The sequence below is a fragment of the Actinokineospora cianjurensis genome, assembly GCF_003663795.1.
In the GTDB taxonomy this organism is placed as follows: domain Bacteria; phylum Actinomycetota; class Actinomycetes; order Mycobacteriales; family Pseudonocardiaceae; genus Actinokineospora; species Actinokineospora terrae.
Window position 1 is genome coordinate 625,218 of the sequence record NZ_RCDD01000003.1, and the last position, 12,525, is coordinate 637,742.

6 protein-coding genes are annotated in these 12,525 nt (G+C 68.9%); 4 read left to right on the forward strand and 2 right to left on the reverse strand.

All coding sequences use genetic code 11. From position 1 onward, the window contains the following. Positions 1 to 897 precede the first annotated feature (897 nt). Positions 898 to 5,430 (reverse strand): MobF family relaxase, encoded by a 4,533-nt coding sequence (gene mobF, locus CLV68_RS22410; protein WP_121392847.1) that lies wholly within the window; start codon positions 5,428 to 5,430, stop codon positions 898 to 900. A 365-nt stretch (positions 5,431 to 5,795) separates the two neighbouring features. Between mobF and CLV68_RS22415 the strand changes: the two genes are divergently transcribed. From CLV68_RS22415 to CLV68_RS22430, 4 genes are read left to right on the forward strand one after another with little or no spacing between them, the layout of a single operon-like run. Beyond that, positions 5,796 to 6,437, forward strand: a complete 642-nt coding sequence (locus tag CLV68_RS22415) for a TnsA-like heteromeric transposase endonuclease subunit (RefSeq protein WP_281274689.1) — start codon at positions 5,796 to 5,798, stop codon at positions 6,435 to 6,437. Beyond that, positions 6,434 to 8,482, forward strand: a complete 2,049-nt coding sequence (locus CLV68_RS35750; protein ID WP_211346719.1) for a Mu transposase C-terminal domain-containing protein — start codon at positions 6,434 to 6,436, stop codon at positions 8,480 to 8,482. The genes CLV68_RS22415 and CLV68_RS35750 overlap by 4 nt, the downstream gene beginning before the upstream one ends. After that, positions 8,473 to 9,543 carry an AAA family ATPase gene (locus CLV68_RS22425; RefSeq protein ID WP_121392849.1) on the forward strand — a complete coding sequence of 357 codons (1,071 nt, stop codon included), beginning with the start codon at positions 8,473 to 8,475 and terminating at the stop codon, positions 9,541 to 9,543. Before CLV68_RS35750 ends, CLV68_RS22425 begins: the two co-directional genes overlap by 10 nt. Next, a complete protein-coding gene (locus tag CLV68_RS22430) occupies positions 9,543 to 10,802 on the forward strand; it encodes a hypothetical protein (RefSeq protein WP_121392850.1) in 1,260 nt (419 codons plus the stop codon). The genes CLV68_RS22425 and CLV68_RS22430 overlap by 1 nt, the downstream gene beginning before the upstream one ends. A gap of 369 nt (positions 10,803 to 11,171) precedes the next feature. On the opposite strand, the gene CLV68_RS22435 is transcribed toward CLV68_RS22430, so the two are convergent. Further along, complete coding sequence (locus CLV68_RS22435; RefSeq protein WP_121392851.1) at positions 11,172 to 12,503, reverse strand: hypothetical protein; 1,332 nt, start codon at positions 12,501 to 12,503, stop codon at positions 11,172 to 11,174. Positions 12,504 to 12,525: the final 22 nt, after the last annotated feature.

A 12,525-nucleotide genomic window follows, 5' to 3' on the forward strand; every position in this document is an offset into this window, starting at 1 on the left:
GTTCAGCCACTGGCCTTGACTGCACATGTCCTCCTGTCTTGACGAGGGAGCAACTACAGTTTATGTCTCTCCCGCGCGATCATAACAACATGACGGCGGGTGCAGACGAGATTGCCGCGTCTCATGCCGACCCGCTGAATATCGACGCGCCCGAACCACTGCTCCGGCGGCCGGAAAGTCTGTGAACAGTCGCGCCTGACAGTGTCGCTCCCGGATATCGCCCACACCGTAGTGGCCTCGGCGACCAACCATCGACCGACCGCGACGAGGTCTGTGTTTGTGTCGCCCGGCTCGCGCGGCCGCACTAGGCGGCATCACGCTGGAGGCTCGGCGTCGTGCCGATGACGCTACGCGTCCAGCCGTGGGTCGACGTCCGCGGTCGTCATCGCGATTTCACACCACCGATCAGGACATGGGAAGTGCGCTCCTGACGAGCGCTGGCAAGTACCGTGCGCCATCGGACATCGACAACTGCCACACCTCGCAGTGTAGAGCGCTCAGGTGCGGCCACAGCTCTTCGCACGGGGCGGGGTCGACCATCAGGTCAAGGCAGGCTGGTTGCTCGCCAAGACTACGCAGTTCCCGGTTCCTGATCCGGCCGTGTTCCGATTTTGTTGCTGGGGCAGCTGCTCCGCCGCATCACCTGTCCTGCCTGCCTTCTGGTTGTGGGGGTCCACCTCGCCTCGGTGCGTCGCGGTGAGACCTACTGTTGGAGCCTGGTTTCGCGTGCTTCCTTGGGGATCTTCCGCGGTCGTGCATGGTTGGTTGGCTGGTCGCAGTTGGATCTCGACGAGCGACCTGCCCGTTCATCGGGCGCGCTGTTCAGGTGGGCGCGATTTTGGGGAGGAGCTGGTCATCGCGTGACCGGATTCGGGTGGGACTGTGGAGTATGGCGCGTCAGTAGCCGGGCCGGTGTCCGTGTTCTTGATGCTGGGGTCGGGTGTCGGTGATGGGTGGTTGCCTGGTGTCGTGCTGCAGGTCGGCCAGGCGTTGGGCGCGTTCTCGGGTGGCGGTAAGGCGTTTGGTGACTTCCGTCTCCCGTGTGCGAGGTCCGGCGACGTCCTGTGTGGGGCTCTCGGTCGAGGCTTCGGGTGTCGGCGGTGTGGTGCGGGCAGCGGATTGGGCGAGTTGGCGGCGGGCGTGTTGGGCGGCCGCGTATGCGGGTGGGGTGTGGTCGGCGTCTGGTTCGGGGCCGAGGGGGTCGGGGCCGGTGATGGTGTGGAGTTCGCGGTAGGCGGCGATGGTGGTGATGTTGACGAGGTAGTGCGCGCGGGCGGTGGCGCCGTCGGGTGGGGGGCCGAGGGCTTGGACCCAGTCGGGTCGGTCGCGGGCGGCGTGCCGGCCGAGTTTGATGGCGCGGGCGCGGATGCGTCGGGCGTCGGTGGTGGCTGCTGCGGCGAGGGCACGGTCTCGGCCGGTGAGGGTGTGTGGTGGGGGCGGGGTGGGGAGCCAGCTCGGCCACAGGGCGTCGCGCCGCGCGTTCGGCGTTGGTGCTCCTGCGAGTGTGTCGTGTGCCGGGGCGGGGCGGGTCGCGAGTTGGGCGAGGGTGCTTTCGTAGGAGGGCACGATCTGCTCGAGCCGAGTCAGGGCCTGGTGTGGCAGGCCAGGTTGCTCGGGTATGCGGGGTGCCGGGGCGGCGGGGGGTGTGGGGTTGTCGGCAAGGGCGCGGATGCGGGCGGCGGTGTATGCGCTGGGGTTGTGGATGCGGGGCCGGACAACGGTGTCGGGATGGATGGCGCGCAGGATGATGCGGGGATCGAGGTCGGAGGCCGCGGCGGCGAGGTTGTGGACGACCGCGCCGAAGGCGGGTCCGCTGGTGACGCTGTCGACGGCGGGGTGCTCGCCCCATTCCTGCCGCAGGAGAGCGCTGGTTTCGGCGCGCCGGGCGTGTTCGGCTGATTCGGCGCGGGCTCGGCGTTGCGCCTTGGTCATCGGGCGTGGGCCGGTGGTTCTCGGGTCGTGTCGGGCGGCGGTTTTGATCAGGGATGCGGCGAGGCGGCTGGGGTCGCGGACGTGGGGGGCGATCATGTCGTCGGGGTCGATCTCGCGTACGAGCAGGGCGGGGTTGCCGCCTTCGTTGTCGACGTGGTCGAGCCAGCGGGCGATGGTGCGGAACGCGTCGCCCTTGGTGACGCGGTCGACGGCGGGGTGCTCGCCCCATTCCCGGGTGAGGAGGGCCTCGGCCTTGGCGCGGCGCACGATCTCGGCTGCGTGTGCCTTGGCGCGCAGTGCCTGGCGCCAGTGGTGGTCGTCGGGGAGGTCGAGGTCGTCGTCGGGTGGTGCGGGTCGGTCCTTGGGTGTGGCGGGAAGGTCGAGGTGGCCGAGGTCGACCAAGACGGGGATGTCGTTGCGGTTGGTGGCGGTGGCTTCGGCGCGCTCGACGAGTTTGGTGATGACGCGGCGGGTGCGGCCCCATGTGGTGCGGGGAAGGCCGAGCAAGTGCTCGTCCTGGGGGGTTTCGACGTCTTTGCGAGCGAGGAACAGCCACATCGCGAGTTTGTGCCGGGACATGGCGACGTAGGAGCCGGGGTTGTCGGCGCCGACGGCGTGGAAGAGCACGGCGCCGCCGCGTTGTTCGTCGTCAGGCCCTGTCCAGGTGGCGCCGTCGGAGCCGACGGTGAGTCCTTGCGATTTGTGGATGGTGATCGCGTAGCCGGGGCTGAGTCCGCCCTTGGCGACGAACTGCGGGGGCAGGACGGCGGACTCGACGAGGCGACCATCCTCGGTGGCGCGTTCCCAGCGGACGGCGAGGCTGCCGTCGTCGTTGATGGTGTCGATAACGCCTCGGTAGCCATTGAGGACGTCGGGGCCGGTCTGGTTGCGTTCGTTGACCCGGACCATGACGTAGTCGTTCTCGTGCAGGGTGAGCTTGTCCCCGCCAGCGAGGGCGTAGGTGCGGTGGCGGCCGAGTTCCCCGGCGATCAGGCGTAGGGCTTGGGCGCCGTCGTTGAGGCGGGCGACGGTCTCGTTGGCGGCCGCGACCATGAGCAGGCCGCGTTGTTCGGTGAACGCGTCGGGTGCGCCTTGGCGTTGGTCGACCCAGGTGGCGAGCAGCGCGGCGACGGCTTCCTGGCCGGTCTCGGTGACGACCATGCGGTCGCGGTCGGCCCAGGAGGTGAGTGCGGCGCTGTAGTCCTCTCGCCGCCACGCGGCGAGGGCGGCGCGTTCGTCGACGTCGGCCTGGCGGCGGTTGTCTGCCAGCTCGCCGCCCCCGAGCATTGAGTGCACGACTCCGAAGGAGCTACCGACGCCGACGCCGCGTAGCTGTTTGGGGTCGCCGATTTCGAGGATCTTGGCTCCGGCGTCGGCGGCTGCGGTGTAGAGGCGTGCGCGGTCGCGGTCGTTGACCATGCCCGCCTCGTCGATGACCAGCACGTCGACGCCGCGCAGGCCGGGTCCGTTGTCGACGCGCCAGAGCCATTGGGCGATGGTGCGCGACGGGATGCCGGATTCGGCTTGCAGAGTCTGCGCGGTGACACCTTGGGTGGCAGCTCCGGCGACGACGAGGTTGTCGGTTTCGTAGGCCGCGCGCACCGCGTCCATCAGGGTGGTCTTGCCGGCGCCTGGTCCACCGACGAGGGTGTCGAGTCCACGGCCGGAGGTGACGATGCGCAGCAGTTCACGGCGCTGTTCATTGGAGAGGGGGAAACCGTTGGCCGCCTCGATGGCGTCGGCGGCCTGGATGGCGTTGTCGCGGTCGACGCGGATCGGGGTCTGGTCGGGGTTGCTGGCCTGCGCGGCGGCGATGATGATCTTTTCGATGTCGACGACGTCGCTGGTGGTGTAGAGGTCGGCGTTGGCCATGTGCTCGGCGGCGAGCTGGCGGCGTTCGCCGTGGGTGGGCTCGACGCTCCCGGTGGAGGCGCGGAAAGGGAGTTTGATGAACCCGGCGTGCTGCAGTACCTGCTCGGTCAGGTCGATGATGTCGGTGTGGGTACCGCCCGCGGGGAGGGCGTCGGCGACGGCGGCGATGGCCTCGGCGCGGGAGAAGCGGCGGGTGTTCGAGGTGAGCCCGGACTCGATGTCCTGCAGCAGCGTCGCCAACTCCTTCAGGGTCGGCCGTTGCGGGCTCGAGGTGGCGGCGGGGCCGATGGCGGGTGGGGTGCGGAAGACGTGCCGGGTGAGGAGGTCGGGGTCGATACCGGCGTCGAGGGCTTGGCGGCGCCAGTGCCCGGCGAGGGTCTCGTCCGGGGCGGTAGCGTTCTGGTTTCTGCGTTCGCGGGTCACCGACGCGGCGACGCGGCGCACGGCCGCGCCGGCTTCCTCGGGGCTAAGTCCCATCTTGATGAGCGCTTGGTCGATGCTCTGGCCGCGTTGGGAGAACAGGCGGATGGCTTCATCGGGGATCTCGGCGATCTCCCATCGTCCGGTGCGTTCGCTGCGCCGGTAATGCACTCCGTAGCGGCGGGTCAGCACGTCGCGGACGGCGGCTTGCAGGAGCCGGTCGACGACTGGCGCGTGGCGCATCAGGTCCCGGCCGCCGCTGGCGATGGTGGACCATTTGCCGTCGGCGCCGCGGGTCATGTTGGCGAGGGTGAAGTGCACGTGCCAGTGCGGGTCGCCCATAGCCGCGCCGTCGACGGGTCGGGCGGTGCGGTGGAACATCGACCAGCCCGCGAACCCGTTGCCTGGGGTGATCTCCGCGCTCTGGCCGTCGCCGTGGTGGCCGCGCATGCCGTAGGCGGTGGTGTCCTCCAGCCAACCGAGGATCTCCATCGCGGTGTCGGTGTAGATGGCGTCGAGTTCGGCGCGGGTCTGGTCGTCGGCTAGGCCGTGAGCGGCGCGGAAGCTGCCGTCGAGGGTGAGGGTGACGTCGTAGCCGAGGTTGCCGACGGTGATCCGGTTGTCGACCTGGTGCTGGGTGCCGTCGGGCAGCGTGACGGTCTTGGTGAGTTGGGACAGTGCCTCGGTGAAGACGTCGTCGCCCCAGACCTCGTGGGGGGTGAGTCCGGCGGCGTCGGCGAGTTGTCCGGCGTGGTCGGCGCGCAGCGTGGCCCCCTCGCCGTCGCGGTCGACCGCTCGCTGCGCGCGGGCGAACAGGGTGCGCAGCCGCTTGCTGGGCAGCACTTCCTCGACGGTGACGCCTGCTTCGCTGGCGACGCCGTCGATCATGCGGACCAGTGAGGCCAGGTTCACCTTGGCCTCGGGCGGGACACCTTTCTTGTGCGCGACGAGCTGTTCACCAGTGGTGGGGTGGTAGCCGTTGATGAGCGCGCGGGCCTTGCCGAACTGCTCGGGAGTCAGCTCACTGCCAGCCTCGATGCCGAGGTCGGCCAGCGCCTTGCCCACCCACACCAGTGGTCGTTCCCGCGTGTCGGTGTGGTCGTTCAACTGGAGGTCGTTGACGCCTTCGGCCACGCAGCCGTGACCGAGGCCCAGTCGGTAGTCGACCTGGGCCGGATCGGATCCGATGGGCGTGATCCACGCCATCGGGCGCACCTGTCCCTCGCTCGCGCGGGGGAGGGCCGAAGATCAGATTCTTCGAATCGCGATAGCGATACCTTAGCTCAAAGTTGTTGATCTTGTGGGCGGCTTTCTCGCCCACAAGGCCCGCGAAGCTGTCCTGTTCGCGCGAACCTTGCGGGGTTCGGGTCTAGGTTGCGGGGGTTGTTGCGGGGTTCGGGGTTAGTTTGCGGTTCGGTGGCAGCGGAGCACAGGACTCTGGGCAGAATGTCGCCGTGCCCGATCTTGATCTTGTGTATGGCGGTGGCCCGAGCACCGCTGTGGAGGGGTTCGAGGTCGGGTACGTCGATGAGGTCGGTGAGCAGCGGGTTCCCCTGGTTCACGCCAGGCCGGTGTTGTTTGAAGGGTGTCGTCCGGTGCGGGGGTTTCCGTCGTACAAGGGTCAGAGGCACTTCTCGGGGTGGTGGTGGTCGGCGACGTCGTTGTCTCTGGTGGGGTACGAGTCGTGGCTGGAGCGGGACACGCTGATGATGCTGGACTTCGACCCGTTGGTGGTGGGGGTCGCCTCTCAGCCGTTCTGGCTGTTCTGGGCCACGGAGGGTAAGCCGCGGTCGCATGTGCCGGACTTCTTCGCGCGTCTGGCCGATGGGTCGGCGCGAGTGCTGGACTGCCGTCCGGCGGTGCGGGTGAAGCAGCGCGACCGTGCCGCGTTCGAGGCGACGCGGGACGCCTGCGCGGTCCTGGGGTGGCGGTACGAGGTGGTCGACGCCTGGCCGGAGACGCTGGTGGGCAACGTGCGCTGGTTGGCCGGGTACCGGCATCCGCGTCATGGTGTGCCTGCCGTCGCCGAGGAGTTGCGGGCGGTGTGCTCGGCACCGGTCGGGCTGTTGGACCTCGCGGAGAGCGTGGGCGATCCGATCGCGGTGTTGCCGGTGTTGTTCCACCTGCTCTGGCGCCAGGAGCTGCTGGTCGACCTGAGCGTGCCCCTGCGCCCGGAGACGGTGGTCTCCCCGTCGGCGGGGGTGGCGTGGTGAGCGTGGGGCGGCCGGTGCTGGCGGTCGGTGACCGGGTGGGCTTCGACGGTGGCGAGCATCAGGTGGTCGGGTTGGCGGGCACGAGTGTGCGGTTGCGCGATGAGTCCGGCGGCGAGCAGGTGGTGCTGGCCGGGCATCTGATGGCGGCCGCGGACTTCGTGGTCCTCAACAGCCCCGGGCCGGTGGCGGTGGAGCCGTTCGGGTTGTTGGAGTCGTTGCCCGCCGAGGTGGTCGGAGAGGCGGAGCGGTGGCGTGACCACGTGGTCGAGGTGATGACCGGCCTGCCACCGGGTGCCGCCGCTGGCGCGGTACCGCGCCCGGGGTATGACCCGGCGACGACGTCGCTGGCTGATCGGCAGCGGGCGAAGGCGGCCGAACTGGGGGTCGCGTTCCGCACGATCGAGGGCAGGCGTGCCCGCTACACCGCCCAGGGCTTGTGGGGTCTGGTGGACCAGCGCGCGGCGCGAACGTTCGAAGTGGCGGGTCAGGCCGATGCCCGGTTGGTGGAGGTGCTGCGGGAGTTGATCGCGGCCGAGACCGACGCCTCGACGGGCACCCGGTCGCGGTTGATCCGCCGGGCGGGCAAGCGGGTCGAGGAACTCCACGGGCCCGGGGTGGTGCCGTTGCCGGGCAAGACCGCCTTCTACGCGCTGATCGACCGGCTGACCGTCGGCAGGCACACCTTCGGCTCCGCGGTCACCCGCCGCCAGACCGCGAACCGACCGTCGGGTGCGTTCACCGCGACGGTCGCGGCCCGCCCGGGTGAGCAGGTGCAGATCGACTCCACCCCGATCGACGTCATGGTCCTGGCCGCCGACGGTGTCCCGGTGCGGGCGGACCTGACGATCGCCGTGGACGTGGCCACCCGGACGATCTGCGCCGCGGTGCTGCGCCCGGTCGGTACCAAGGCCGTGGACGCGTCCCTGCTGTTGGCCAAGATGCTGGTGCCCGAGCCGATGCGCCCCGGCTGGTCGCAGACGTTGGCCATGTCCGCGTCGCGGCTGCCGTTCCAGCGGCTGGTGGCGGTCGACGCGCGGATGCGGGAGGCGGCGGCCCGGCCGGTGATCGTGCCTGAGCAGGTCGTGATCGACCACGGGAAGGTGTTCGTGTCCGAGACGTTCACCCGCGCCTGTGAACGGTTGGGCATCTCGATCCAGCCCGCCCGCAAGCACACCCCGACCGACAAGGCCGTCGTCGAGGCCACCTTCTCCTCGATCAAGACCCTGTTCGCCCAGCACGTCGCCGGGTACAAGGGCGCCAACAGCCAGCAGCGCGGCCGCGACGTCACCGCCGAGTGGAGCCTGGATCAGCTGCAGGACCTGCTCGACGAGTGGCTGATTGTGGGGTGGGCGCACCGCCCGCACGAGGGGCTGCGCGACCCGCACGCCCCGCGCCGGACGCTGACCCCGAACGAGCGCTACACCGCCCTGGTCGCCGTCGCCGGGTACCTGCCGGTCACCCTGACCGGCACCGACTACCTGGAACTGCTGCCGGTGAAGTGGCGGGCGATCAACGACTACGGCATCCGCATCGACCACCGTACCTACGACGCCCCCGAGCTGGGGGCATTCCGGCGCCAGCACTCCGGGCTGACCGGCAAGCGCGGCCTGTGGGAGGTGCACTACGACCCCTACGACCTGTCCCAGGTCCACGTCCGCACCTCGCAGGGCTGGGTCCACGTCCCCTGGACGCACCGGGCGATAGTCACCGCACCGTTCGCGGACTTCACCTGGCGCCACGCCCGCAGTCTCGCCCATCAAGCCAGCGGCGACACCGGGCACGAGGTCACCGAAGCCGAGATCGCCCGTGCCCTCGACGCCCTGCTCACCCGCGCCGAGCACGGACCGGACAAGACCGGGGCCCGCGTCGCCGCCCGCACCCGCACCGCCACGGCCACCCATCGGCCCAGGCACACCGAACCCGCCGACGCCATCGAGCAGCAACCCGGACCGGGCGCCCTCGCCGAGGGCGGCCTCGCCGAGGGCGGCCAGGTGATCCCGTTCGGCGTCTTCGACGCCGACGCCGAGGCGGAGACATGGCTGTGACCACACGCCCCATCAACCGGACCAGCGCACCGGCGGAGGACCACCTGGCTCCCGACGAGCCGGCCACCACCGTGCGGGGATGGCGTCGTTTCGTCTCCCACCAATCCGAACCACCAGCGGCCCCGACCCCAGAGGAACTGGCCGGTGTCTCGCCGCGGGCGCGGGCGGACCAGGCACGCAAGGACTACCACAGCGACCTGCCCTTGGCGGCGACGCCGACCATGCGCAAGCTGATGACCACCGGTCGGCTGTTGATCCAGCTCAACCGGGGACAGATTTCCGCCCGGCGCGGGATCATCCTCTCCGGCGCCTCCGGCACGGGAAAGACCACCGCGCTCACCCAACTCGGCCGCACCCACGAGCGCGCCGTGCGCAAACGCCACGGCACCGCCGGGGACGGGCGCATCCCCGTGGCCTACGTGACGGTGCCGACCGCAGCCACCCCGAAGATCCTCGCCGTGGAGTTCGCCCGCTTCTACGGCCTCGACCTCGGCGCGAGGGCGACCATGCCCGACATCGTCAACACCGTCTGCGCTGTGGCCGCCCGCACCCACCTTGAGCTCGTCCTGGTCGACGAGATCCACAACATCGCACTCGGCACCCGTACCGGGGCTGAGGTCGCCGACCAGCTCAAGTACTTCGCCGAACGCCTCCCCGCCACCTTCGCCTACGCCGGGATCGAGGTCCAGGAACGAGGCCTGTTCGCCGGTCCCCGAGGCCGCCAGATCGCCGGACGATTCACCCTCATCGACTCACCCCCGTTCGACCACGGCACTGCCGAACAACGCACCGCCTGGCGGGCGTTGATCGCCACCCTCGAACAGTCCCTGCGACTGCGCGAGCACCAGCCCGGCACCCTGGTCGACCTCGCCGAATACCTCTACCAACGCACGGGCGGCATGATCGGCAGCCTCTCCCAACTCATCCGCGGCGCCGCCGTCATCGCCATCGACGAGCACACCGAGGCCATCACCCCGGAACTGCTGGACCTGATCCCCCTCGACCACGCCGCCACCCACACCGCCCCCACCCGCCGCCGCACCGGGCGAGGCACGCGCTGATGGTCTCCCGGCTCCCCATCACCACCCGACCCGCACAACATGAGATCGCCGTCTCCTACCTCGCCCGCCTCGCCGCCCTGCACGACCTGCCCACCGACGAACTCTGGCGCCAGGTCAACCACACCCGCCGCCTTGACCCCGACCTCCTCGCAGTCGTGGCCGACCAGCCCCGAGCACGCCTCAACCGGGCCATCGTCGAACTGCTCGACCCGGAACCGGACTGGCGCGCCTTACGCCACGAACCCCAACGCGGCTGCCACCGCTGCAACGCCCGCCATCCCGGCGGGCCCGTCCTGCAACTGCTCGCCCACCACGACTACGTCTGCACCCGCCACCGGATCTGGATCGGCCCACCCGACCACACCGACCACCCCCAACCCCACCTCGACGCACTGCCCGAGATCGTCACCGCCCAACACCGCCACCGGCGCCTCCTGCACCGCCTGGGCCCCGCGGCCACCTACGACGCCGTGCTCACCGGATTCCTCATCTGCGCCCACCGCTGGAACACCACCCACACCACCCGCGACAGCGACGCCACCTACCACTGGCGACGCCGCGCCGAACTGCTCATCCCACCCGGCACCGAAACCACCACCTTCAGCGCCTCCCGCATCTTCGCCGCCGTCTACCCCGAAGCCGTCACCCTCGCCGAACTCCTCGGATCACTGCACTGGCGGCGCCTCGCCGCAGGCGGCCCCGGTGACCAGGCCGTGTTCGCCGCCGAGATCGGCCGCCGCCTCGGCGACCCCGACTACATACCCCTGGTCGTGCAGGACCCCATCGCGCACTGGATGGAACACGACTGCTGGCGACCACCCAGCCCACCCAACACCACCTACCGGGCACTCAAAACCTTCGCCGGACCCACCCACCCCAAACCCGCCCACAACGCCGACACCCGCCGCCACGACAACGCCACCTGGTTCACCCGCCACCGCCGCGGCGGCGACACCCTCCTGCACCACCGCACCCTCAACCCCATCATCATCCGCGACTGGTCACCCCGCATGGAACTCTTCGCCGGCGCCCTCACCAACACCGCCACCACCCGCACCCATCAACCACCACGACCGCGCAGCGGTCCCGAACAACGCGCCTACCTCACCGCCGCTTGGACCCGACCCGAACCCGTTGCCTCCCCCTGGCTCGACACCGCCACCGAACCCCTGTCCTGGCACGAACGCACCGAACCACGACCCGCACCCGCCGCACGCCCCTACCTCCCCCACGAACGCCCCAGAGTCGGGCGTCGCTGAACTGAATCCGGTCCCCGGATTCGGTGAACGTCTGCGCTTCATCGGCTCGACAGGCGATGATCACCTGGTGACGAGTCGAGGAAGGCGTCGATCGAAGCTCGGACGGGTCGGCCTGCCGGCCGCGTCGGTGCCGGGCGGACGCTGGCGGGTCTCCAGCTTCGTCACTGTCGCCGCCATCGCCGAACCCCCGTCCTGATCGATCTACTGGATAACGTGCACGAGTCGCGCTCCGGTCGGCAACACATTCACCCAGCTCGCTGATCCCTGCCGAGGATCAATCTACCGTATAATGGCCTATTAACCGGTAGATCGGCGCTGGCACAGGACTGCGGACAACGGCAAGGCAGCATCAACATGCTGATTACTCGGCTAGCGAATGACCCCGATGCCCTGAAGGATCTGCGCGATGTTTGCGCCAAAGCTGGTGGTACCTACAATCGTCTTCCGCAGGGCCAATTTCCCTCCCCGCGTGGTGTTGCCGGGAATGTGGCTTGCAGCGTCAATGGCAGCCGACAGGTGCGGAAGGAATGGCTCGGGAACCAATGAACTGCGCAGCGCTTCGATCTCCGCCCGGCGGTTCATTCGCTTCCTGTGTACCGTTTCCATCTCCGCGGCGAAGCGCCGCCATCTCTGTTCGGCGGAGGCCCGGACCATCTTCAACGCCGCCGTGATCGCCATCAATTCTGCTCGCGCCTCCTGTTCGACCGACTCGACGAACTGCGCGCGGCCCGCTACATCAGATCGGAGCAACTGGTTGATCCGCGCAGCGGATGAATTCCGCCCCACGATGGTCAAGGCATCAGCGAGGCGCCGGACCACATGTGCGGGAACGGAGCCCAACTGGAACTCAGTGTTCACCCAGTTTCGCCGCAGACGTTCGACGCATGCTTCGTAGTTGATCACGGCTTTAAGCGCCGCGACATCGTTGATAAAGTAATTTGGTGCAGCCGCTTCCGTGTCATCCGACGACCGCGAGATCATGTCGACAACCGCCGCGCGGTCAGGGTGACTCGACTGGCTGAGGATGGTGAGCAGCTCGCTCGGGGTGGTAGGCATCAGCCAGAAGTACGATGGCCGCCCCGGCCCGGCGTATTCAATTTCCCGGCTCAGTGTCCGGAGCCGTTCGGCCGTCATCACGAAGCGTTGGCTGGCAGCAACCGTCATGAAGCTGGCCATGGCGTCGCGCAGCGTTTCCCACACCTGGTCTGCGTTCGAGAGATCGAGGACGACACAATCTTGGGACTCGGCGTCGTCGACGTTATCGAACGCCACGATACATGGAACGAATGAGCGACTGAGGCCGATGGCGTCAGCGAACTTGAGACTCCAGCGCGGCGAAGCCGTACGCAACTCGCGACTCGACCTCGTGGGCACACCATTCTTCGGGAACGGGTATGAACCGTACGCGATCCGTAGATCCTCGACGATCTGCGGGGACTCACTCGCGTTAAGGTCGCGAGGTTTCGAACTTCGGACTTCCGCGAGGGCTTCGATGTGGTCGAACAGTACAATAACGGCGATCGCCTCGCCGGTCTCGTCATGAACGGCTCGCGCGTAGCGATCGAGGAAGGCGGCCGCCTCGTGGTCGACGTGGCGGGCAAGATAAATCAGATAGCTACAGTACGGCCATTCGAGCAAGTCCTGAACGGCGGGAATCAGCCGACGAACAGTATCCGCATCAGGAACGTATATGCCGTACATCGGACTCCTCGGATCGTCGCGC

What these genes read in the sequence shown, in the direction of transcription:
- mobF (WP_121392847.1), bottom strand. Translation starts at nt 5,430, where the DNA reads ATGGCGTGGATCACGCCCATCGGATCCGATCCGGCCCAGGTCGACTAC.
- CLV68_RS22425 (WP_121392849.1), top strand. Translation starts at nt 8,473, where the DNA reads ATGGCTGTGACCACACGCCCCATCAACCGGACCAGCGCACCGGCGGAG.
- CLV68_RS22430 (WP_121392850.1), top strand. Translation starts at nt 9,543, where the DNA reads ATGGTCTCCCGGCTCCCCATCACCACCCGACCCGCACAACATGAGATC.
- CLV68_RS22435 (WP_121392851.1), bottom strand. Translation starts at nt 12,503, where the DNA reads ATGTACGGCATATACGTTCCTGATGCGGATACTGTTCGTCGGCTGATT.